Origin of the sequence: Actinomyces sp. 565 (genome assembly GCF_010365615.1) — a bacterium.
In the GTDB taxonomy this organism is placed as follows: Bacteria; Actinomycetota; Actinomycetes; order Actinomycetales; family Actinomycetaceae; genus Actinomyces.
Map to the genome: position 1 here is coordinate 22,954 of NZ_PIZD01000012.1, position 23,454 is coordinate 46,407.

The following is a 23,454-nucleotide window of genomic DNA, read 5'->3' on the forward strand; positions in this document are numbered from 1 at the left end:
AGTGTAATTTATGGCCTTACTCATACTCATTGTCGTCGCCTCTGAAAAACCGCACAAGCCCGGGGAGCAGCCCCGGTTAGGCTGGGAGCGTGAGCGATGCTGGAAGCAACGGAAACCACGCGGTCCACAACTCCCCCTGGGAGGGCGCCCGCTACCTGCGGGAGATCCTGCGCGCCCCTGTCTACGAGGCCGCCGAGCACACCCCCCTGCAAATCATGCCCGCCCTGTCCGCCCGCCTGGGCAACACGGTCGAGGCCAAGCGAGAGGACCTGCAAGCGGTCCACTCCTTCAAGATCCGTGGCGCCTACAACGCCATGCGCTCCCTGTCCGACGCCGAGCGCGAACGCGGCGTGGTCACCGCCTCCGCCGGCAACCATGCGCAGGGAGTAGCCCGTTCGTCCGCCCTGCTGGGTGTGCACGCGCTGATTGTCATGCCGACCGTCACCCCCCGCATCAAGGTCGACGCCGTACGCGCCCTGGGGGGCGAGGTGCTTCTGGCCGGCGACAACTTCGACGCTGCTAAGGCCGAGGCCCTCCGCCTGGCCGAGGCCGACGGGCTGACCTACATCGCCCCCTTCGACGATCCGCGGGTGATCGCCGGCCAGGGCACTATCGGATTGGAGATGATCCAGCAGGACGCCAATCTGGATCGCGTGTTCGTGCCTGTGGGCGGCGGCGGCCTGATCTCCGGCATCGCTGTACTGATCAAGCAGCTAATGCCGCAGGTTCAGGTCATCGGCGTCGAGCACGAGGAGTCGGCCTGTCTGAGCGCCGCCCTTACCGCCGGGGAGCCGGTCACGCTGGAGCACGTCGGCCTGTTCGCCGAGGGGGTGGCAGTGCGCCGCATCGGGGATGAGACCTTACGCCTGTGTGCGCAGCTGCTCGACGACGTCGTCACCGTCTCCTCCGACGAGGTCTCCGCCGCCGTGCGCGACCTGTTCGAGGACCTGCGCGCCGTGCCGGAGCCGAGCGGCGCCGTTGCCCTGGCGGGGTTGAAGCAGTACGTGGCAGCGCACGATCTGTCCGGAGAGCGACTGGCCTGCGTGCTGTCAGGGGCGAATCTGAACTTCCACCAGCTGCGTTACATCTCCGAGCGAGCCGAGATCGGCGAGCAGCGCGAGGCGATCCTGGGCGTGACCATCCCAGAGGTGCAGGGAGAGTTCCTGCGCTTCGCCTCCGTACTGGGCGGCCGGGCGGTCACCGAATTCAACTACCGGGTCTCCGCCTCGGCGCCCGCGGGCGCACCGGCCCGAATCTTTGTGGGTGTGCGGCTCACCCGCGGCCGGGAGGAGCGCCGCGAGATCGTCGCCGACCTGGAAGCCGCCGGCTACGGCGTGGTGGACCTGACCGAGGACGAGCTCGCCAAGGTGCATGTGCGTTCCATGATCGGCGGGCGCGCCCCCGAGGGCCTGGTGGAGCGGCTGTTCAGCTTCGAGTTCCCCGAGTCCCCCGGGGCGCTGACCCGGTTCCTGGAGATCCTAGGGACCCGCTGGAACATCACCCTGTTCCACTACCGCACCGATGGCGCCGACTACGGGCGCATCCTGACGGCCTTCGAGGCCGGACCGGACGACGCCGAGCTGACCGAGCACATGGACCGGCTCGGTTACGCCTACCAAGAGGAGACGGACGACCCCTCCGCCCGCTTCTTCCTGGCCCGCTGACCCCGCCGCAACCCCTTCACCGAGGTCGGTTGATCTTACGTGCCGAAATCGGTAGAAGTTACGTGCCGAGATGGCGGTGCGGGCCTTCGGGGCGGGGCGGCGTGAAGGTGCCGGAGTGTGAGGCCGTGGGATGGCGTTGGGTACGCTCCTTCGGCGTCTACTACGCCGGTTTGAACTCTGCTGAAGGCTCCAGACACCCTCAACAGACACCTAACCTGCGTAGTAGACACCCCCGTCCACGGACACCAACACAACGCCGCCCCGCCTCACGACCCAAGCGCGCATGCGGAGCGCCCGGCCCCACACACCCTGCTTGCTGCCGCAAGCACGGCCAGCGCCCGGCCCGACGGTCGACAACGGCATCGGCAACTGCGTGCCGGGAGTGACCACGCTCTGAAACCGACACTAGCCTTGTTACCTTGTTGGTGGTTCAACGTGGTCCGGGGTCAGGCCAGCCCCTGTCGGCATGATGTCCCGCGCCTATCATTCGACGATCCGGGGTGTTGTCACCCGTGGTGGCGGGCGGATGGTGATCGCCGATTAGGGGAACCGACCGAGGAGCAAGCTAAACCACGCTGACCACCAACAGGCTCCCAACAACGCAACCCATATCTCACAATCCGAACACATAACATCTCGAATCTTGAATTGAATCCACACACTCCTTGCATACATGTCCACACAGCGATACGTTCGATACCGAGCGCGGCCTGAACCTCTGCCAGACCAACCCTGAATTTCTGCACGTTCCACCATACGGAGGAGGTGTGACATGACGATCGAACCAGCAACCGTACTCGAATGGAAGGAATGCTCCTTCTGTGCAGTCGGAGCAGGATGCCTCGCAGATGGACCATTCCCGGACGCCGAAGTAGTCGGAGTGGCCCTCATCGCAGGCGCGTTCTAGCTTCGCACATGACACCAGCGATCACTCACGTCTGACGAGACTCGAGTTCGGGCCGCGCTCACAACTCCCTGACAGGAACGCAATCATGACGATAAACTCCCAGACTGAGCCAATCACAATCTCAACACACACAATCCTACATCAGCATCGAGACGGATACTGGCTCATAGCTGACAACCCTGAAGGAAATGTATTCGGCCACATCAAGTGTGAAATCAATCTAGCCGGCAAGCTGATCCTGCAGGCCATCGATGGCAACCGAAACATCAACGAAGTCGTCAAAGAACTTTGCGACTCAAACGCTCTTGACGAAACACAGTCACGCCCTTGGGTCACCGCCTTCGTCGACAACATGATCGAACGCGGAATCTTAAGAGTCGGTCGGCACTCCAACCACATTCCCTTAACCGTCGTCGGTACCGGCGATGACATCTACCCATCGCACGTCTCAATCGAGGTGACAAACGCATGTAATTTGCGATGTTCCTTCTGCTACCTATGCGCCGGCCCCGACAAACGTGACCGCCTTGACTACCAAGAGATTACAGATCTCTTGGACGACTTCAAAGAACACGGTGTAGTAGCCGTGTCCTTGACCGGTGGCGAGTTTTTCCTCCACCCGTACGCGATTGAAATCCTAGCATACGCTTGCAACCGTTTTCCGAGCGTCGGGCTCCTCACCAACGGAACCGTCTTCCCGCAGGCTGCCATAGACCTCCTGAAGCAACACCGTAGCCAAGTTACCGTAAGCATCTCCATCGATTCCGCACGTCCGGACTTACATAACCGCATGCGTGGCGGCCGTACAGCATACGAACGATCGACCAGGACAATCCGCACTCTAGCGTCTAATGGAATCCTCGTCAGGATGTCGTCAGTAATTGTAGAAGACAATATGTGGCAACTTGACGAACTAGCCCAACTCGCGATATCTCTCGGAGCGAGAGCGTTCAGCTTCAATTTCGTAGAAGGATTTGGGCGAGGCGAGGCCGTCAAGAAGCAGCAATCAGCGAACTTCGATCCGGGTTACTCGAAATACGTGTCTACGGTGATTGAAAAATATCGGCGACTCATACCAATATTCAAGGGTGAAGAGTTGAGTAACACGCGGCGAAACTGTGGTGCCGGAACCAGCAGTGTATCTATCGGCGCCGATGGCACCGTCCGCCCATGTCCTCTATTCCCAACAAGCAATAAGCTAAAGAACGTCAGAGACGACAGTCTGTCATCGATTCTGGAAACTCCTTTACACCGGGCTCTCGAGAGTATTCCCGCACCATCTGAAGCGAACGGCTGTTCTCGCGACTGCGATCATTTCTACGAATGCCACAACTGCTATTTACGGGGTCTCAATGTGAATGCAAACCGACCAGCGAACGCATATTGCTCATGGATCCGGAAAAACGAGCTTCAGGCACTCGTCGGGTTAGTACGCCGAGAACCGGAACCGATCACAATCTCCCGCAAGAGGCCTCACGATGCCAACTGACTCCGCTATACTGTCATACAACAACGCTTATGTTTACGCCAGACCGGTCCACGGCGGCTATCGTGAAGCACTATGGTTCCGCAATGCCTGCCGAGCGATAGCAAACAATGTTGACTCCGAAGCATTCCGTAACCAAGTAATTACGAGCCACGGCGTTACTGGAACAGTAAGACATGGTTATTGGGAGTTCGTCGCAACAACCGGATACCAGGCGACTGAGACGATCCACAACTCGCTTTGTCAACATATAAACTGCCTAATGCGAAAACATAAGGAAGGTCTCGCCGAAAACCTGCGCGTGACTATCGACGTAGTAACGTGCGCAGATCGTCTGATGTATGACTGCCATTCCCTTGAAATGCCGAGCGACGACGACCTCGAACATACGCTTGAAACGTCCTTTGAGGACGTAATATGTTTCCGTCGGCCTGCGGAACTGACGCGGCATAGCTATTGGCCATTCGAAGCTAGGCAGCATGTAGATATACTTGAAAACACAGAATGTTACGCAGGAGACAAGGATTTCCTGGTTGGAGCGTGTTTTGTTGCGCCAGAGTCTTTTGGACTTCGCTCATATCTAGCATGCCTCACATTAGCACAACTTTGGAGCAATGACTACTTTACCGAAGAAATTGCATGCCTTCGTCGGTCTGGTTCTGCATATTCATACATGTCCACATTTTCTCGCGACTCTTGCACCTTGTGCTTCGGAGTTTTCGTCCCGGCCGCTGCTCACCTCGCCGGCCATAGAACTGTGCATTCGGTAACAACCGCACCTCTGGATCAAGAAGGATTTCTTCGTGCCTGTGCCGCCGTCGAAGTTGACATGCGCTATGCAGGCTCACTTGACCGCGCAATTCAGAACGCTACATTGAAACTTCAGTTTGATTCAGCGAGGGGCTTCATGGCGGAATTCAGGGATCTAACAGTCGATGACTGTAACACAGTACTTCGGTGGCCGAAACACCCATTTACTATTTACTGCGACAAGCCATGACTCAGTACTTTGATTTCGAGACCTATTCCGACAATCGGACCTACATACGCCAGAGCCCGGTATCCGGGCTTTGTAGGATCCATATCGACGTTCAGAATATTACGAGCGTCGAGCAGGCGCACTTATTAGAACACTGTATCATGGAAGCGAATCGTGACAGAATTCGCGCAGAGAATGTCGTCGCATTCGGCGTTACAACGGCTCGTCGGATCACTCTCTCAATATTGCCTCGGCAAGAGGCCTCCCTATCGAACTACGCTGACTTCGCGGCCGTCGACATTACCGATAAGCTGTTCGACTGCGTAATGCCCTTGGTTAAGGCAGAGTACCGTCATCGAGCGCCCCATGATGTTTACATGTGTTGTTCGAGTTACGGCACGCGTAATTCCAGCAGGTCCGAGATACCTGCCGCACAGGAGCTTTCGCAAGTTCTTCGGCAAGCTTGCCTATCAGGCGCAGTTACCACGCAGCTTTATTTCGGCAGCGAGCTCTCTACTCGAGTTAAGGTCAATGCTTGCATACCGCCATCGTGTCAGGTCGAGGGCCGCAGCCGCATGGATAGTAGCGCTTGTGCGAACGGCGTCACGCGATTTATTCGCGATCGTCTTGAATGCGCATTGCCGCGTGGCATCGTACCTCGTTGGGAAAGTATTGATTTCAGGAAAGCGGTATTGGCTCGTTACCACGCTCTCCTTGCCCAGCCAGCATTCTTCATTAGGGAGATGGATCGTGTACTCGATCTCGGTCTTGACGCGGATTCCATCAATACAGGCTTCGAGGCGTTTCTTTTACGAGGCGGTTGATTGCGATTTCGTATTGTTATAGGCTCGCCTAGCTGTTTGACAATTAGCATCGTTTTATTGTAGACTACTCGCGGTAGCGGGGTTATACTCTTGGGCGTGCGTTGGCGCCTGGGTTCGCTCCAGTTTTGGCCAAGAATCCATGCCCGCCACATCAATGGTAGAGCTCGGCGCAAACACCACGCTAAGCGGCGATGCTTGCATCTTGTCAGACGGTCGCCATATTGACTGCACGATTTACACTTCGACAGGATGAGGATCCGCTTATGTCATCGTTAGATTCTTCTGAGCACTCCTGCTCTCGCCGCTTATTCCGAGGCGCGATAGGGGTGATCGCTATTATTGCGGCGGTGCTGGGATTCGGCATTGGAAACGTGTTTGAGGGCGTCGTCGCACTTGTTGTTGGGCTACTTTTCATTGCGTCCGCATGCTTTCGCTGCCCCAATACCCGCAGATAGTCTTCCAGCCCGTATGCAATGTACCGGGAGCTCCATCTCACCCGAATCGGAGGACGATCCATGGAGTATTTTTTTGAAGTCGAGGGGCTACGAGCGTGGTACAAACGCTCCGCCCCCGTCCTGACCGATGTCTCGCTGACACTCGATGCGGGCGAGGCCGTGGGGCTACTGGGCGTCAACGGCGCCGGAAAAACCACCATGCTCAAGGCGCTCTGCGACGCGCACCGGGGTTACGAGTTCCGGTCCATGCGGTACCGCGAACGCGCATGCAGACCGGATACGCCCGCATTCAAACAGCAGCGCTATTTCGCCTTAACCAACGACACCTCGTTCCCCACCTGGTCTTTGGACACCTTCATTCGTTTCCTGGACCGTGCCTATGGGCGGCGAGAACGCCCGCAGCTGCTCGACGAACTCATCGACGGCTTCAACTTCGGCGGCTATCGGTCAACCCCATTCGGGCAGCTGTCCAGCGGCTCCCGAAAGAAGGCCGCGCTCATCGCCGCCTTCCAAACGCCGGCCGACATCTTGTTCCTCGATGAGCCGGTGGACTTCCTCGACTTCGCGGCAACGGAATATCTCTACCACTGCATAGTCGCTGCCGCCGAGCGTGGACAGGCGGTATTACTGAGCTCCCACATCGCCGAGTCCTTCACCCGATGCACCACCCGGCTCTACGTACTCTCCGCGGGCCGACTCAGCGGCCCCTTCGACACTCCTGGGGATTCCGATGCTGTCGCAGCCCTCGTCAACTAGCGCTCTGGCAGCTCGCGCCGTGGCGGGCGAGTTCCTCAGCAAACGGACCATATGGTCCAGCCTGATCTTGACGGCGGTCGCGGCGTGGGTTGGCATGCACCTGGGCGTCGTGGTCAACCTGCGGGTCGCCTCCGCCGGGGTCTTCCTGGCCACGGCGGCAGCCATGTCATCAATCGCCTGGACCTGGGTCCACAGCGAGCGGTGGCCGGGCCTGACACGTTTCCCGATCGCCACCAAGGACCTGGCTCGCGCCGCCTACCTCGTCGGTTCGCTGGTGGTGCTCCTTGAAGTCGTTCTACCTGTGATCGCGTTCATCTCTACGGCTCAAAGCATCACGTGGACCGATGCCATCACGGTGACTCTGCTCGCCCTCGGAATGGCGCCCCCGGTCCTCCTGCTCTGGAGCGGCTCCACGCGCCACCATCGCCTGGGAGCGCTCATCGCATTGGCGGCCGGGATCGTCCTTGGCATTGTCCTCAATCCGCTCATTGCGGCCGTGGTGCTCGCCGTCGAGGGCACCGTCTGTTTCCTCCTCGGCTTCGAGATCGTGGAAGACGCCGCACGAAGGCGAGGAGCCGGACTGCACGTCTCCAGCCTCGTACTCGGTGAGTTGGCGAGCTCCCGAATGACGCAGATCAACACCGCCGCGCTGGTTGCCTTCGGCTGGATGTTTAACGCAATGCTCCACAACCACGGTGCCGCGCTGCCGCTCGGCGCCGTCATGGTGGTGCAAAACACCCCGCTCAACGCCTACTTCTCCCGGCATCCGAGCACCTGGCTCGTGGTCAAGACCTGTCCGCGTACGTGGCGCACGCTATGCGTTTACGCCCTCCAACTCACGGCCCTGTACCTGGCCTGCGGAGCCGTCGCCGTCTTCGCTCCCGAACCAACCCTCGCGCACTTCGGCAGCGACGTCGTCTTCGTGGTCACCGCGGCTTCATCCGCGGCCCTGGCCGCCGTCCTCATGGAATGGCGCTGGCCGCTGCTCGATTGGAAGTCCGAGCGCGAAGTTATCCGCCACCCGCGCAAGTACGTTCCCGCACTCGTCGCCTGCGTGCTCTCCACCGCGTGCTGGGCGCTCACACGCTGAGCGGGTGCGGCCCCCGACGACGGCGGGACGCGCACACCCGCTCAGCTGCGTTAGTTCCGAATGCGACAGGCGTCAGCGAACGCGGATCCGGCTAAGGTCACGGACGGCGCCGAGGTCGGCGCTGGTGGCCAGCATGGCGTAGGCTCGCAGCGCCTTGGACACGTGGCGGGGACGCGGGTTGTGCGGCGTCCACGCGTCCTCCCCGCGAGCCTCCTCCTCGGCGCGACGCCGGGCGATCTCCGCCTCGTCCACATCCAGCTCGATGGAGCGGTTCGGGATGTCGATGACGATGCGGTCGCCGGTGCGTACCAGTCCGATGAGCCCGCCCGCGGCGGCCTCCGGGGAGACGTGCCCGATGGACAGCCCGGAGGTACCGCCGGAGAAGCGGCCGTCGGTGAGCAGCGCGCACTCCTTGCCCAGGTGCATGGACTTGATGTAGGTGGTCGGGTACAGCATCTCCTGCATGCCCGGGCCGCCGCGAGGCCCCTCGTGGGAGATGATGACGACGTCCCCGGCCTTCACCTTGCCGCCGAGGATGCCCTCCACCGCCTCATCCTGGGACTCGAAGACGACGGCGGGCCCGGAGAAGGTCAGGATCGAGGCATCCACCCCGGCGGTCTTGACGATGCAGCCCTTCTCGGCGATGTTCCCGAACAGCACCGCCAGCCCGCCGTCGGCGGAGTAGGCGTGGGCGACATCGCGGATGGCACCGTTCTCACGATCAGTGTCCAGTGCCTCCCAGCGGGAGGACTGGGAGAACATCTCAGTGGTGCGCACGCCCGCGGGTGCGGCCAGGTAGCGGGTGCGGATCGCCTCGTCGACACGGCTCGCCTGCGGGTCGCGCACGCCGTCCTCGCCGGGGCGGCCGATGTCGTACTGGTCGAGTTCGTCGGCCAGGGTGCCGCGCAGCACGGTACGAGTGGCGGTGTCTAGCAGCCCGCCACGGTCCAGCTCCCCAAGGATGCCCATGATGCCGCCGGCACGGTGGACGTCCTCCATATGGAAGACGTTGGTGGAGGGAGCCACCTTGCACAGGTGGGGCACCTTGCGGGACAGCCGGTCGATGTCAGCCATCTTGAAGTCGACCTCCGCCTCCTGGGCGGCAGCAAGCAGGTGCAGCACCGTGTTGGTGGACCCGCCCATGGCGATGTCCAGGCTCATGGCGTTCTCGAAGGCGGCCTTGGTGGCGATCGAGCGCGGCAGGACGGAGGCGTCGTCCTCCTCGTAGTAGGCCTTGGTGATCTGAACGATCTGGCGGCCGGCCTCCTGGAACAGGGCCTTGCGGTCGGCGTGTGTGGCCAGGAGCGATCCGTTGGTCGGCAGCGCCAGGCCCAGGGCCTCAGTCAGGCAGTTCATGGAGTTGGCAGTGAACATGCCGGAGCAGGAGCCGCAAGTGGGGCAGGCCAGGCGCTCAATGGCGGAAATGGTCTCATCGGGGACGGTAGGGTCGGCGGCGTCCATCATGGCGTCGATCAGGTCGAGCTTGCGGGTGGTGCCGTCGGCGGCCACCATCTTGCCGGACTCCATCGGACCACCGGAAACAAAGATAGTGGGGATGTTCAGGCGCATCGAGGCCATGAGCATGCCGGGGGTGATCTTGTCACAGTTGGAGATGCACACCAGGGCGTCGGCGCAGTGGGCGTTCGCCATGTACTCCACCGAGTCCGCGATCAGTTCGCGGCTGGGCAGGGAGTAGAGCATGCCATCGTGCCCCATGGCGATGCCGTCGTCGACGGCGATCGTGTTGAACTCCTTGGCAATGCCGCCGGCGGCCTCGATCTGCTCGGCGACCACCCGGCCCACATCCCGCAGGCCCACGTGCCCGGGAACGAACTCGGTGAAGGAGTTGGCGATGGCGATAATCGGTTTGCCGAAGTCCGAGTCCTTGACACCGGTGGCGCGCCACAGGGCGCGGGCGCCGGCCATGTTGCGGCCAGTGGTGGAGGTAGCGCTGCGATAGCGGGGCATGAGCGTCTCCTGGGATGCGGACGATTTTCGAATGGCCACAGCGTAGTGTCAGCGGCGTCGACAGTCCCTGTGTGTTCACTCACCGAGCCCTCGGTTTCCTGCGGCATTGCAACGTTCCGACGACGCCGCCTCCGCTCGCCGGTGAGCGAAAAGCCTCGCATCCACCTGCCGAATTACGACACACGCCCCTCACGCCTCCCATCTCCTGCCCCGCCGCCATGCCCTCCCCAGCCGCCCGAGCCGAAACAACGCTCCCCCTACACTCTTGAGCACCGGATCAACGGAGGCCGCACGACCATTCCGCGCAACGCCGTCAACATCGCCCATGCCGTCAGCGCCGGACACATCACCGCTCGGGCCACGATCCAGGTCGCGCTGGAACGCATTGATGCACTCGACCCGGGTCTCAATGCCTTCACCGCGGTGCGGCGTGAAGCCGCCCTGCGGGAGGCCGACGTCCTCGACCGGCGCATCGCGGCAGCCGGCCCGAGCGCAGCCGGACCGCTAGCGGGAGTACCGGTGGCGGTCAAGGAGGAGTACGACGTCGCCGGGGAGGTCACCACTGTCGGTGGCCGGGGCAATAGCAGTCCCGCCCAGGCGGACTGCGCCGTCGTCCGACGGCTGCGGCAGGCGGGCGCCATCATCGTCGGGCGCACGAACATGCCCGAGTTCGGCCAGTTCCCGGTGGGAGAATCCGCGTATCACGGCGACTGTCTGAACCCCTGGGACCCTGCCCGCTCCCCCGGCGGCTCCTCGGCAGGCTCGGCGGTCGCCGTCGCCACCGGCGCAGTTCCGGTAGCCATGGGTGCCGACGGCGGGGGCTCGCTACGCATTCCGGCCTCGGCCTGCGGGGTGCTGGGACTGAAGCCGACACGCGGCAGGGTCAGTTCGGCACCGCTGGACGAGCACTGGTTCGGACTGGCGAGCTTCGGCGCGATCACCCGCACTGCCCATGACCTGGCCGTGGTCATGGACGTCGTCAGCGGTAATGAGCCGGTGGATCGGTGGCGGCTCGACGCTCCTACTCGGCAGTTCATTGACGCCGTAAGCGCACCACCGCCTCGACTACGCATCCTCTCCGCATCCAATGCGGTCATGCCGGGTGCGCGCCCGACGCCGGCCATCACCCAGTCTGTGCGCTCCGTCACCGCCGCCCTACAGGGCTTGGGCCATGATGTGCGCCCGGCTCGGGTGGCCTGGCCGGTACCGACCGCACCGTTCCTGACGCTGTACTTCGCCGGCATGCACGTCGAGGCGCAGCAGGTTGAGCACCCGGACCGTCTGGAGTCGCGCACCAGGACCTCGGCGCGTCTGGGCGCGCTCATTCCACAACCGGTGGTGCGCGCGGCGCTGAGTCAGGCCAAGCGCGTGCACGACGGCGTCGAGGCCGCCTTCGGGCGGGCAGACCTACTGCTACTGCCCACCCTGCTAGACCTGCCCGGCGCCGCGCACGACTTGCACGGTAAAAGCTGGCTGTCGGCGATGCTCGCTTCGACGCCGACGATCTCCAACACTGCGATCTTCAACGTCTCGGGACATCCGGCATTATCGGTGCCGGCGGGGTTCTCACACGGCCTCCCCGTAGGTGCACAGCTCGTGGCCCGCGCGGGACGAGAGGATCTGCTACTGGCGGTGGCGGCGCAACTGCATACCCACTAGGCGACGGAGACTCACTCCGGAGGACGCCACCTCGTCCCCGCCAGCCGCGCCCCGCCCCTACTACGACCCTTTGCCTTCTACTACGAGCTTTTGCACCCTGGTGTACGCCTTTTTGCCGCACACCAGGGTGCAAAAGTTCGTGTCGGGGGACAAAAGCTCGTACCAGTGCACGGTTCCGTGCCTCATGCCGGGAGGCAAAGGCCCGTGTCACACGGTGCCAAGGCCGCCAATGCGGCGTCCGAGGCGCCCGTACTGGGGAAGGCCCGAGGGCCAGAGCTCGCCCAACGTCAGCGACGTTCGCGAGGCGTCAGTACTGGCGAAGGCCCGTGTCACATGGTGCCGAGGATCTCGGTGACGAACACCAGGGTGTCGCCGCCCTTGATGCCGGCCTGAGGCACCCCGCGCGAGCCGTAGCCGAGCTCAGAGGGGATGGACAGGATCACCCGGCTGCCGACGCGCTGGCCAACCAGCCCGTCGTCCCAACCGCGGATGACCATGCCGACGCCGACCTGGAAGTTGAGCGGCTGACCGCGGTCGTAGGAGTTGTCGAAGACGCGCCCGTTCCAAACCTGGCCCAGGTAGTGGCACACGACGGTGTCACCGGACTCAATGACGGCGCCGTCGCCGGCGTCAAGCACCTGCACCTGCAGACCCTCGGGGGCCTCCGGCCCGGGGAAGGTCAGGGTGGGCTTGGCGCCCTTGGCGCCGGAGACAGTGGGCATGTTGATGTTGATCATGCGGGACAGGCTACGGCAGGAGAGGACGAATTAGCCAAAGCCGCACACCCGGGCTGGGCAACGCCGGGAGCGGACCCGCCACGTACAAGACGCGACGGTGCCCGCGGAACCGGAAACCGGACCGCGGGCACCGCCGACGCCGCTGTTGGCGTCCAGTGTCAGATTCGCGAGCGCACCGTCAGTTGTCGCGCAAAATGGCGAGGATACGCACGAACTCAACGTACAGCCACACCAGGGTGACAACCAGGCCGAAGGCTCCGGCCCAGGCGTACCGCGTCGGCAGGCCCTGCTCGACACCGCGCTGAACGAATTCAAAGTCCATGGTCAGGCTGAAGGCCGCCATGACCACCGCGACCAGTCCGATGATCAGCCCCAGTGGCAGGCCCATGATCGTGACGCCGCGCAGACCCCACGGATCGGACACCACGCCGGTGAGACTGAGCACCAGGTTCACCACGCTGAAGATCAGGTAACCGCCCATGACGGTCAGCAGAATACGCTGCGCCCGCGAGCTCAGGCGGAAGCCCGCGAACTTGTATGCCAGCAGGACTACGCCGAAGGTCGTCGCCGAGGCGAGCACCGCCTGCATCACAATGCCCGGGTAGATCATCTCCATTACGCCTGAGAAGGCCCCCAGCATGGTGCCCTCGAATACGGCGTAAGTCAGGATCAGCGCGGGGCTGGGCTCGCGCTTGAAGGAGTTGACCAGGCCCAGGACCAGGGCTCCGATCGCCCCAACGATCAGCGCCAGCATGCCCAGTCCCATGGTGGCCTCGTTGACCGCCAGCATCCAGCTGACGGCACCGGCGGCGAGAATCACCGCGAAGATGCCGAAGGTACGGACGATGACGTCGTCATAGGTCATGCGGCCGCGGTCCACGTTGGTGGCCGACGGCGCACCGTACTGGGCCTCCAGGTCAGAGACCTGCTGCGGGGAAACGCCGCCGTAAGCGGGCGCCTGGCCGTACTGGCCGCCGGCCTGGTAGCCGTAGGCGGGTGCCTGGCCGTAGGCCTGGGTGGCCTGCGTGCCAGCCTGACCGGGCTGATATCCCGGCATGGTTGGGTAGCCGTTGGGGGTGCGCTGCGGGGCCGACGCCGTAGCGGCGCTCCCGTTGAAAACGGGGCTGTGAGAGAAGTACGGGTTACTCATCGCCAGTATTGTCCCCGATCTTCCTGAAGATGTCCTGTGTGTTCTGCGGCCGCATCCCCGGCACCGCTGCCGCCCGCACGGGTCCGACGGCGGCGCTGCTGCAGAGCCGGGGATGCACGTCACCCGGCGTGCGCTCAGGCCGACTCATCCTCCAGGAGGACCGCGGCTCCTCCGCCAAGCCCACTGTCGCGACTCCCAGATTCCCCAACCGGGCCGATAAACGGCGTGCGCGACATTTCTAGCCTGGAGCTGTTCGGGCGCCGACCGGTATCCCACCGGTACAGCCGCCGCGCAACCGAGAATCCCGGAAAGAGTTGATCCTGTTGATCGAAGCTGTCGATCTCACCAAGCGCTACGGCTCCAAGACCGCCGTCGACCACATTTCCTTCACCGTTGAGCCAGGCACCGTAACCGGCTTCCTGGGCCCCAACGGGGCGGGCAAGTCCACCACCATGCGCCTGATCCTGGGGCTGGACAAGCCCACCGAGGGGTCGGTGAAGGTGAACGGCCACGCCTACCAGGAGCTGTCCGCCCCGCTGCGCCAGGTCGGCGCGCTCCTGGATGCCAAGGGCCTGCATGGTTCCCGCTCTGCCCGCGCCCACCTGACTCAGCTCGCCGTCTCCAACGGCATCCCCACCCGCCGCGTGGACGAGGTGCTGGAACTGACCGGGCTGACCCCGGTGGCCAAGAAGCGGGTCAAGGGCTTCAGCCTGGGTATGGGCCAGCGCCTAGGCATTGCCGCGGCCCTCCTGGGCGACCCGCAGGTGCTGATCTTTGACGAGCCTGTCAACGGCCTGGACCCCGAGGGCGTGAAATGGGTGCGTGACACCTGCCGCCACCTCGCTGGGCAGGGCCGCACCGTATTCATCTCCTCCCACCTGATGAGCGAGATGGCCCAGACCGCCGATCACCTGCTGGTCATCGGCCGGGGCCGCATCCTCACCTCCGGGCCCGTCGGCGAGGTAATCGCCTCCGCAACCAGTGACGTCGTCCGGGTGGCCTCACCGCAGGCCACCGACCTGGCGGCCGCGCTGAACACCGCCGGCATCGATACCTCCACCCCCGAGCCGGGAGTGCTGACCACCACGATGGCCCCCGCGACCCGCATCGGCGAGATAGCCGCGGCCCACGGCATCGTGCTGCACGAGCTGGCCACCCAGCGCGCCTCCCTGGAGGACGCCTACCTGGAGCTGACCGGCAACGACGTCGAATACACCACCGGATCAGAGCAGGCGCCCGCCCCGGCCAGCGCCCGCGCCTGAAGACGACTCCGCCGCCCGTACGCGGGCACGGCAGTCCCTTCCGAGCATCCCGCAAGCCTTCTGATACACGAAAGCAGCCTCATGACCACCACCGCCCTATCCCACACCACCGACACAACTGGATCCGCCGCATCCACAGGCCCCGCCGACTCACGCGCCGTCGCGGACTCTGCCGTCGCATCAGGCGGCCGGAAGCGGACCCGCACGCAGGACGCTCGCACCGAGGCAGGCCCGCCCCAGCGCTCCGCATCCACCCGTCCCGCCGAGCTCGCCGACGGACAGACCTTTGCGCGCGCGGTACACGCCGAGTGGATCAAGGTCGCCTCCCTGCGCTCAACCTGGATCACCTCGCTGATCGCAGTCGCCATCACGGTGCTGTTCAGCACAGCCATCTCCATTGCCTACGCCTCCATCCCGGAGGCTGCGGACTCCGCCGCCGACGCGGTGATCGCCGGCAACCAGTTCGGCCAGATCGTTGTAGCCGTGCTGGGGGCGCTCATCATCACCGGCGAGTACTCCTCCGGGCAGATCCGCTCCTCGCTCGCAGCCGTACCCCACCGCTGGCGGCTGCTGCTGGCCAAGGCCATCGTGGTGGGCGCGCTGAGCTTCGCCATCGGTGCAGTGTCCACGCTGCTGACCTGGGCGGTGTCCACGCCCTTCATGGACGGGCACGGAGGCTCACTGACCGACCCGGAGTACCTCGGATTCGTGTGGGGCACCGGGCTGTCCTTCGCCGGGATTGCGCTTATGTCCCTGGGGCTGGGCTTCCTGCTGCGCTCAACCGCCGGCGCGATCACCCTGGCGATCACGCTACTGTTCGTCGTCGACATCCCACTCTCGGCGATGAGCATCAAGTGGGACTGGGCCGTCTCCTTGCAGGGCCTCGAGCCGTTGCAGACCGCCATGGCGGTCTACGATCCCTTCCACCACATCGTGAGCTGGGGCACGGCAGGCTCCATCTACTTCCTCCAGCAGTGGCAGGCGGCGCTGGTGTTCGGCGCCTGGGCGCTCGTTCCGCTCGCACTCGGCTGGGTGGTCTTCACCCGTCGCGACGCCTGAGCGCGCCCCGAGAGGTGGTGGTGAAGCCCAGTTTTCCCGGGCGGCGCCACCACCTCTCGGCAGCTAGTCCGCCTACGCACCGCTTTACCGATACATCACCGGCACGGGGCACAATTAGCCCGTCGAGCAGAGGGGAGCCTATGTGATGAGTACGCCGTCTACCGCAGCTCACCTGCTGCGCTGGCAGACCGCTCATCCCTACCTGGCCGACGCCGCCATGGCCACGGTGGTGCTGGTACTGAACGTCTTCATGGGCCTGTGGCCTTTGCGCCAGGCCGGCATCCCCTCCGCGAGCTCCTGGCTGCCACTCACCCTGGCGGCATGCCTGATCTGCACCCTCTCCCTGGTCTTCCGCCGGCGCCACCTGGTGTCCACCTGGGCGGTGCTGACCTTCCTGCCGATCCTGCACGAAGCTGTGATAGCGCTCGGCCTCGCCGATATGGGAATCGTCGAGATCGGCTACGTAGCCGACGCCCTGCGGGCCTTCACCCTGCTGGGCGTGCCGTTCACCCTGGCCACGCTCGCCATGCGCTACCGCTCGGCCTGGGTGTGGACCGCCTGCGTGGTCTCCACCTTCGTCACCGTGATCGGCCAGGCGCTGCTCGGCGGTTACGCGATCGACACGCTCGGGGCGCTGATCATGCCCTACGGGCTGACCAATATCATCGGCGTGCTCGTGGGCACGGTGATCCGCGCTCAGGCGGCCCAGTTGCGGGAGGCCGAGACGCGCTCGGCGCGCCTGATGCTGGCCCGCGAGCAGGAGGCTGCGCTCGCCGCCGCCAACGAGCGCAGCAGGATCGCCCGCGAGATGCACGACGTAGTCGCCCACTCCCTGGCCGTGATGATCACCCTCGCCGACGGCGCTGCCGCCGCCGTCGACCGCAACCCCGCCATGGCCAGGGAAGCGCTCACCACCCTGGCCGAGACCGGCCGCGCCGCCCTGGCTGACACGCGCCGGCTCGTGGGCGTTCTGCGCGAGGACCCGGCCCTCTCCCCCACCTCGCCGGATACGACGTCGTCCCCGGGTAACGGCGCGAGCCTGCCCGCGCCTGTTGACGCCGACGCCACGGCACAACACCCGCACGGCGCCGTCACCGCCGCCGCCGCGAGCGCAACCATCCGTGACCTTCCGGTTCCAGAATTCGCCCCGCCCGGAACCGTCGCCCCGGTAGAACCCAGCCAGGAGATCGCAGACCTACGCCGGCAGGCGACCGCAGCTGACGCGGATGTGTCCGGCGGGAACACGCCACTCGCTCCCGCACCCGAGCAGGCCGACCTGGAGGTGCTGGTGGAGCGCTTCCGTGCCGCCGGGGTGCCCGTGACCTATCGGTGGACCGGGCGGCAGCTTCCCGCGGACAAGGGCCTGCAGCTGACACTGTTCCGCATCGCCCAGGAAGCGCTGACCAATGTGCTGCGCTACGCCCCCACTACGCGCCAGGTCGCCATCACCGTTGACAGGTACGCGGGCACGGCCGTCCTGACCATAGACAACGACGCCGCCCCCGGATCGAAGCCGCTGCACGGGTCCGGCAAGGGCCTGATCGGCATGCGGGAACGTGCAGCCGTCTATGGTGGCACTGTGCAGGCCGGGCCGACCGCGACCGGGTGGCGCGTGCGCGCCATACTGCACTGGGACGAGGACTGGGACGACTACGACGAAGGGACAGCGCCGTGGCAGATGCCGCAGTGAGTGACGCATCCGATCCGACCGGGGCCGACGGCCCGGATCCGCTTGAGGCCACCAGCACTCCCGGCCGCACCCGGCCGATCACGGTGGTGCTGGCCGATGACCAGGCGCTGATGCGTATGGGCTTCCGCATGGTGCTGGATCCGGCCGAGGACATTGAGATCGTCGGGGAGGCCTCCGACGGAGCCACCGCCGTAACGCAGGCGCGCGCCCTGAAGCCCGACGTGATCCTCATGGATGTGCGGATGCCGGGAATGAACGGGATCGACGCCACGGCCGCGATCACCCGGCAGTGCCCGGACACGAAGATCCTCATCCTGACCACCTTCGACCTGGACGAGTACGCCTTCGCCGGCCTGCGCGCCGGGGCGAGTGGATTCCTGCTCAAGGACACCCGCCCGGGCGAGCTGGCGGAGGCGATCCGCACTGTTGCCGACGGCGAGGCGGTAGTCAGCCCGCGCATCACCCGCCGCATGCTGGAAATGTTCTCCTCGCACTTCCCTGACAGCGGCGGTTCCCAGTCGCAGGAGGATGAGCGCATCGCCTCGCTCACCCCGCGCGAGCGCGAGATCCTGACCCTGATGGCACAGGGCCTGAGCAACTCGGAAATCGCCGACCACCTGGTCGTATCCGCCACCACCGTGAAGACGCACGTAGGCAATGTGCTGACCAAACTGAACGTGCGCGACCGCGTGCAGGCCGTCGTCGTCGCCTACGAGACCGGCCTCATGCGCTGATGCGCCCAACCCACCGCCGAGATCGGTCGATATGGCGCGGTGCGGCGCCGGTCGGCTCAGGCGGAGTGCAGCCGCTGCTGCGCGGCAGTGAAGCCGTCCGTAACCACTTGCTCGACGGCGTCGGCCGCCTGCTCCAAGGTGACGGCCAGCTCCGCCTGCTCCCGCGTGGGGAAGTCACTTAGCACGAAGTCAGCCGGGTCCTGCCGGCCCGGGGGGCGCCCCACCCCTATGCGCAGGCGCGCGTAGTCACGCGTACCGAGCGCCGTCGAGATCGAGCGCAGGCCGTTGTGTCCGCCCTCCCCGCCCCCGCGCTTGAGGCGCAGCGCGTGTGCGGGCAGGTCGAGGTCGTCGTGGATGACCAGCAGCCGGGTGGCGGGATCGACGTCGTAGAAGCGCGCGAGCGCCTTGACCGGCCCCCCGGACTCGTTCATGTAACCGGTGGTCCGCGCCAGGATTACGCGCGGCCCCGGAGCGCCGCCGGGCAGGAAGCCCAGACGCACCTCGGCAACCTGCGTGCGAGTCTTGTGGCTGGATAGGCGGGACCCGGCACGCCCAGCCAGAACGTCAAGCACCATGTGGCCGACGTTGTGGCGGTTACGGGCGTACCGGGCCCCGGTGTTCCCCAGCCCGATCACGAGCCAAGGGGCGTTCATGGATACTCCGCGTGCGACGGTGTCACTCGGCGCCGTCGGAGGCCTCACCAGCGGCCTCATCGGTGGCGGGCTCGGCGGATGCGGCAGTGGCCTCGGCGGCAACATTGACGACGTCGGCGTCGGCGTCAGTGATCGCTTCAACGCCCTCGGGCAGGGCCAGGTCGGCCACGTGCACAGCGGTGCCGGCCTCAATGCCCGTGATGTCGACGTCGATGGTCTCCGGGATGGCGATGGCCGGAGCGGACACGAGCACGTGGGCGAGCTCGATCATGTGGATGGTGCCGGGGGCGGACTCACCGGTGACGACGACGGGCACCTCCACCTCAACCTTCTCGTTGCGGTTGACCAGGAGGAAGTCGACGTGCTGCACGCCCGGACGAATGGGGTGGCGCTGCACGTCCTTGGCGATGGCCAGCAGGGTCTCCCCTTCGACGTTCAGCTCAACCAGAGCATTCTCGTTGCCGCGCAGGGCCAGGCGGGTGGCGTGCTCGTCCAGCAGCAGGTGGCGGGGGTCGGTGCCGTGGCCGTAGACGACGGCGGGGACCTGGCCGGCGCGGCGGGCCCGGCGGGAGGAGCCCTTGCCGAACTCGGTGCGGTCGGTGGCGTCAAGCGAGATGGCGTTGGTGGACATGCATTCTCCTCGGTATCGGCGGGGAGCGCGCCCCGCGGTTCGGTGGTCCGGCGGGCACGACGACGTGCAGCACCTTCCGGCACCACCACGTCGATCACGGATGCGTTGGCCGCATCCCTCGCCGGGGCAATGCCGCCACTCTACGCGATGACAGCACCATCCGACGACGTCGCCGACGGTGACCCGCCCCACTGCCGATCGCCAACCGCCCATGCCCGTCAGATCTACCGAACTCGGCACGTAACGTCTACCGACCTCGGTGAATGGACGGGGCTTGGCGGCGTCAGGGGTGGAGCGCGGCCAGGGCCGAACGCACCTGAGCCACAGGCAGCTGGCCCGGTGCGGACGCCGCCGACCCGGCGGTTGCGAAGGTCAGCGCCGATCCGAATACTCCGCCGGCCAACCGCGTCACAGCGCCACTGGCCCCCATAGCAATGACCACCACCGGGATCTCCAGCTCCTCCCGAGCACGCGCCGCCACGCCCAGCGCTCGCTCCACATCGGACCTCCCCCGCGGAGTGACAGCGATCTTGGCGACGGCGGCACCCGCACTCTGCATGGCGTGCAGACGCCGTAGCAGCTCTGCCTCGTCAGGGGTGGCAGTGAAATCGTGGCTGGAGGCGACCACGTCCAGTCCGGCGCCACGCGCCAGCTGCACGATCCGCGGCAGGTCGCCGCGGGCCAATTCGACGTCCACCGCCGCGACCACGGCCGCGGCGCAAGCGCCGGATGCATCATCGGCTCCAACGGCGTCCCGACAGTTGGCCGCGGCAGGGCGCTCCCGCCCCAGCCGCTCGATGACGCGGGCGAGCGCGTCCCGGTAAACGGCGTCGTTGGCGTCCAGCCCGCCGCCCTCGGAGGCGGTGCGCACGGTCAGCAGAACCGGCATGTCTAAGCCGCGCAGCGCCTGCGCGACTGCTGCGGCGCCGCGCAGCCACAGGGCCGCCAACGCCTCTGGCAGCTCCGGCTCATTCCCCGCCATATCGGACACAGGCGCCGCCAGCAGGTCGGCGCGCAACTCGACCAGGTCCGCTCCCGCCTGGTGGGCCGCCCGGGCCTGCGCGGCGCAGGCCTCTGGGTCGCTCCCCGTGGTGGCGACGGCTACCGCGGGGCGGGCACCACCCAGAACCGCTCCCCGCCAGGTGACCGGTCGGGCGCAGGCCGCCGACCCCGGCACCGCTACACCGCGCGCCTCCAGGCGGGAGCTCAGATTCTGCGCATACCGGCGCAGATCCACCGGACCTCCCGCCGCCGCGGCTTCGCTCCCGCGCCCGCCGCCCATGTTCATGCCGCCTCACCGGCGGGTGCGAGCGAGACGGCGATGCCGTCCAGGATGTCCGACAGGCTGGTGACGGTCATGGTCAGCGGATGCCCGGCGGCCGTGGTGTCAGCCACCACCCGCGCGACCACCTCGCTCCATACCAGCGCCCCGGCGGCGATGACGTCACGGCGCCCCGGCAGCAGGTACCCCCAGGACTCCCGCTGCGCAGCGGTGGAGTGGACGATTGCGTCACATGCGGCCAGTACCCGCTCAACACTCAACTCGGCGCCGTCAATGGCCTCGCGGTCGAAGGACTCCAGGCCAAGGGCGTGCGCGGTGACGGTGCTGATGGTGCCGGCGAGGCCCACCAGCCGGGCCGCGGCGCCCAGGTCGACGGCGTCGGCGGCCCGGTCCAGCAGCGCCCGTACCTCCGCACGGGCCGCCGCGTCCGCGGCGGGAGTGACGCCGTCGGCCAGGTGCCGCTCGGTTATGCGCACCGACCCGGTGTTCATCGAATAGGCGGACTGTGGGGCGGCAACCCCCAGCACCAGCTCGGTGGACCCGCCGCCCAGGTCGACGACAAGCCTGGGGCTGCTCAGGGCGCCGCCCCCAGCCGCTTCCCCGTCCTCGTCCCCGGCCACCGCTCCTCCCCCAGCTCCAAGCAGGGAGCCGGCGAAGGACAGGCGGGCCTCCTCCTGACCGGTGACGACCTCGGGGAGGATGCCGAGGGCGTCATGCACGCCTGCCACGAACTCGTCCCGGTTCTCGGCGTCGCGGGTGGCGGAGGTGGCGACGAAACGGGCGTGGGCGGCGTCCAGGGGTACCTGCAGCGCGGTGCAGGTGGCGGCGTACTCGCGCACCACCGCGAGTGTGCGCTCCAGGGCCTCGGCATCGAAGCGCCCGGTGCGGTCCACCCCCTGCCCCAGCCGGACGATGGAGCTGGACCGGTGCAGGGGCCGGAGCCGGACGGCGCCGTCGGGCCCGTCCCGAACGATGTCAGCTACGAGCAGGCGAATGGTGTTGGTGCCACAGTCAACGGCGGCTACGCGGGTCATGGTTGGTTCCCCTCTGGATGGCGGCTACACCGGCGACTCTATGGTGACTGCCGAAGGCGTTCAGCACGAGCACTGGGCGGGATCCCACAGGCCGCGCTCGCGCAGCACATCCAGGGTGAGGTCGCCGATCGGGTTGATGCCGCGGCCAACGGCAAGCGCATGCCCGACCAGCGCGTGCAGGCACTTGACCCGCGTGGGCATGCCTCCGGCCGAAATACCGTCGATCTCCGCAGGACTGCCCAGTTCGGCCCGGCGGGCCAGGTAGTCGGCATGAGCTGCGGCATAGGCGGCGGCCAGCTCCGGATCAGCAGCCAGGCGCCGGTTGTAGTCCTCCATCAGGTGCTCCGCCTCAAGGGTGGAACAGCCTCGTACCGCCGTCGGATGCGTGAGGTAGTAGGTGGTTGGGAAGGGCGAGCCGTCCGGCAGGCGCGGAGCCGTGCGCACTACCGTGGGGCGTCCACACGCACAGCGAGCCGCGATCTCGACGACGCCGCGCGGTATGCGTCCCAGCTGCACGCGCAGGGTCTCCAGGTCGGCTTCACTGACACTCACTGCTGGTCTCCTGGTTCTGCGGACGGGGTGGCATTGTCAGAGGACGTGGCAGTCGCATCCGGGGTTGGAGCGGAAGGCGGGGTCGGGGTGGCAGTAGACCATCCCTGCCGGGCCGGGTCCGCGGGCTCCTCCTCCTCAACCTGCCCGGCCACGCGGGCCGATTCTCGCAACTCCTGATACCAGGGCAGACGCGCCTCGGCAGCGCTCTTGGAAGTGGCGGCGTCGGCGTCATCACCAAAGCTATCCGCGCCGACGACTACGTAGGTAGTCTCCCCCGGCATCACGTAGGACAGACGCTCGCGGGCCTGAGCCTTGACATAGTCATCATCCTCCCAACGGGCCATCTCCTCCTCCAGAGCGGTTGAGGTAGCACGCGCCTCATCGATCTGCTCCAACACGGCATCATACTGAGCGCGCTGGGTGAGGTATCCGCGCAATGACGGGAATACGACCACGAATGCCAACAGCACCACACCGGCCAGGATCAGCAGACGCATCGGCGTGGACAGCCCGTCGGCGCCGCCCAGGCGGGGGCCGGCGTATGCGGCGGCCCGCTGGGAGTCGCTCGTGCGGGCGCGCTCGGAATCGGCCCCGACGGCGTGTCCCGCTTCGCGGGCCGCGGCGGAATCCGCCTGGTCCCGGCTGGTGGCCGAGCGGGCATCGCGAGCCTGTCCGGGGCGGGATGTCCTGCGGGCACCTGGGCGTGCAGGTACGGGTCGGCGCGGCGTCATGCGACCGATACTGCCTCACGGAACGGCCCGTTGCGAGGGTGCGAAGCCGGTGCGTCGGATACGACGCGTCACGAACCGTCCCCCACCGCCGAGGTCGGTAGACGTTACGTGCACAGGTCGGTAGACGTTACGTCCCGAGGTCGGTAGACGT

At 65.8% G+C, this 23,454-nt stretch carries 20 protein-coding genes; 11 read left to right on the forward strand and 9 right to left on the reverse strand.

The genetic code is table 11. The annotated features are described in order from the left end of the window. Nucleotides 1–89: 89 nt before the first annotated feature. The 6 genes from ilvA (at nt 90) to GZ997_RS02535 (ending at nt 8,161) form a co-directional block, all read left to right on the forward strand. Nucleotides 90–1,664 (forward strand): threonine ammonia-lyase, biosynthetic, encoded by a 1,575-nt coding sequence (gene ilvA / locus GZ997_RS02510; protein ID WP_162678716.1) that lies wholly within the window; start codon nt 90–92, stop codon nt 1,662–1,664. A 772-nt stretch (nt 1,665–2,436) separates the two neighbouring features. Further along, on the forward strand, nt 2,437–2,571 hold the full coding sequence (locus tag GZ997_RS12995; protein WP_162678717.1) for a subtilosin A family bacteriocin: 135 nt from the start codon (nt 2,437–2,439) through the stop codon (nt 2,569–2,571). An 85-nt stretch (nt 2,572–2,656) separates the two neighbouring features. Further along, the gene (locus GZ997_RS02520; protein ID WP_162678718.1) at nt 2,657–4,060 is read left to right on the forward strand and encodes a radical SAM protein; all 1,404 of its coding nucleotides are present in this window, start codon (nt 2,657–2,659) and stop codon (nt 4,058–4,060) included. Nucleotides 4,061–5,014: 954 nt separating this feature from the next. Continuing rightward, nucleotides 5,015–5,860, forward strand: coding sequence for a hypothetical protein (locus tag GZ997_RS02525; RefSeq protein ID WP_162678719.1), 846 nt, complete (start codon nt 5,015–5,017; stop codon nt 5,858–5,860). A 515-nt stretch (nt 5,861–6,375) separates the two neighbouring features. Then, nucleotides 6,376–7,071, forward strand: coding sequence for an ATP-binding cassette domain-containing protein (locus GZ997_RS02530; RefSeq protein WP_162678720.1), 696 nt, complete (start codon nt 6,376–6,378; stop codon nt 7,069–7,071). After that, nucleotides 7,046–8,161, forward strand: coding sequence for a hypothetical protein (locus tag GZ997_RS02535; RefSeq protein WP_162678721.1), 1,116 nt, complete (start codon nt 7,046–7,048; stop codon nt 8,159–8,161). Before GZ997_RS02530 ends, GZ997_RS02535 begins: the two co-directional genes overlap by 26 nt. A 72-nt stretch (nt 8,162–8,233) precedes the next feature. Here GZ997_RS02535 and ilvD read toward each other — a convergent pair whose 3' ends face one another. Beyond that, a complete protein-coding gene (gene ilvD / locus GZ997_RS02540) occupies nt 8,234–10,129 on the reverse strand; it encodes a dihydroxy-acid dehydratase (protein WP_162678722.1) in 1,896 nt (631 codons plus the stop codon). A gap of 141 nt (nt 10,130–10,270) precedes the next feature. Between ilvD and GZ997_RS02545 the strand changes: the two genes are divergently transcribed. Further along, nucleotides 10,271–11,788: an amidase family protein gene (locus tag GZ997_RS02545; protein WP_162678723.1), complete on the forward strand. Its 1,518-nt coding sequence runs from the start codon at nt 10,271–10,273 to the stop codon at nt 11,786–11,788. Between the two features lie 329 nt (nt 11,789–12,117). Here the strand turns inward: GZ997_RS02545 and GZ997_RS02550 are convergent, their stop codons facing one another. Further along, the gene (locus tag GZ997_RS02550) at nt 12,118–12,525 is read right to left on the reverse strand and encodes an FKBP-type peptidyl-prolyl cis-trans isomerase (RefSeq protein WP_161923602.1); all 408 of its coding nucleotides are present in this window, start codon (nt 12,523–12,525) and stop codon (nt 12,118–12,120) included. Between the two features lie 178 nt (nt 12,526–12,703). Beyond that, nucleotides 12,704–13,675, reverse strand: a complete 972-nt coding sequence (locus GZ997_RS02555; RefSeq protein ID WP_162678724.1) for a Bax inhibitor-1/YccA family protein — start codon at nt 13,673–13,675, stop codon at nt 12,704–12,706. 323 nt (nt 13,676–13,998) lie between these two features. On the opposite strand from GZ997_RS02555, the gene GZ997_RS02560 reads away from it, so the two are divergent. The 4 genes from GZ997_RS02560 (at nt 13,999) to GZ997_RS02575 (ending at nt 18,420) form a co-directional block, all read left to right on the forward strand. Next, on the forward strand, nt 13,999–14,937 hold the full coding sequence (locus tag GZ997_RS02560; protein WP_162678725.1) for an ABC transporter ATP-binding protein: 939 nt from the start codon (nt 13,999–14,001) through the stop codon (nt 14,935–14,937). An 81-nt stretch (nt 14,938–15,018) separates the two neighbouring features. Beyond that, a complete protein-coding gene (locus tag GZ997_RS02565; RefSeq protein WP_162678726.1) occupies nt 15,019–15,996 on the forward strand; it encodes an ABC transporter permease subunit in 978 nt (325 codons plus the stop codon). Nucleotides 15,997–16,141: 145 nt separating this feature from the next. Further along, nucleotides 16,142–17,686 carry a histidine kinase gene (locus GZ997_RS02570; RefSeq protein ID WP_162678727.1) on the forward strand — a complete coding sequence of 515 codons (1,545 nt, stop codon included), beginning with the start codon at nt 16,142–16,144 and terminating at the stop codon, nt 17,684–17,686. Between the two features lie 77 nt (nt 17,687–17,763). Further along, nucleotides 17,764–18,420 carry a response regulator transcription factor gene (locus GZ997_RS02575; RefSeq protein ID WP_272927773.1) on the forward strand — a complete coding sequence of 219 codons (657 nt, stop codon included), beginning with the start codon at nt 17,764–17,766 and terminating at the stop codon, nt 18,418–18,420. A 56-nt stretch (nt 18,421–18,476) separates the two neighbouring features. Here the strand turns inward: GZ997_RS02575 and pth are convergent, their stop codons facing one another. The 6 genes from pth to GZ997_RS02605 all read right to left on the reverse strand — a co-directional run bounded on the left by pth (nt 18,477) and on the right by GZ997_RS02605 (nt 23,303). Next, complete coding sequence (gene pth, locus GZ997_RS02580) at nt 18,477–19,073, reverse strand: aminoacyl-tRNA hydrolase (RefSeq protein ID WP_162678729.1); 597 nt, start codon at nt 19,071–19,073, stop codon at nt 18,477–18,479. 22 nt (nt 19,074–19,095) lie between these two features. Then, nucleotides 19,096–19,704 carry a 50S ribosomal protein L25/general stress protein Ctc gene (locus GZ997_RS02585; protein ID WP_162678730.1) on the reverse strand — a complete coding sequence of 203 codons (609 nt, stop codon included), beginning with the start codon at nt 19,702–19,704 and terminating at the stop codon, nt 19,096–19,098. A gap of 283 nt (nt 19,705–19,987) precedes the next feature. Next, the gene (locus tag GZ997_RS02590) at nt 19,988–20,941 is read right to left on the reverse strand and encodes a type I 3-dehydroquinate dehydratase (RefSeq protein WP_162678731.1); all 954 of its coding nucleotides are present in this window, start codon (nt 20,939–20,941) and stop codon (nt 19,988–19,990) included. Nucleotides 20,942–20,988: 47 nt separating this feature from the next. Then, entirely contained in the window at nt 20,989–22,020 is a 1,032-nt protein-coding gene (locus GZ997_RS02595; RefSeq protein ID WP_162678732.1) for an exopolyphosphatase, read from the reverse strand. A 60-nt stretch (nt 22,021–22,080) separates the two neighbouring features. Continuing rightward, nucleotides 22,081–22,572, reverse strand: coding sequence for a DUF501 domain-containing protein (locus tag GZ997_RS02600; RefSeq protein ID WP_161923596.1), 492 nt, complete (start codon nt 22,570–22,572; stop codon nt 22,081–22,083). Then, the gene (locus GZ997_RS02605) at nt 22,569–23,303 is read right to left on the reverse strand and encodes a septum formation initiator family protein (RefSeq protein ID WP_238994199.1); all 735 of its coding nucleotides are present in this window, start codon (nt 23,301–23,303) and stop codon (nt 22,569–22,571) included. Before GZ997_RS02605 ends, GZ997_RS02600 begins: the two co-directional genes overlap by 4 nt. Between the last annotated feature and the right edge of the window lie 151 nt (nt 23,304–23,454).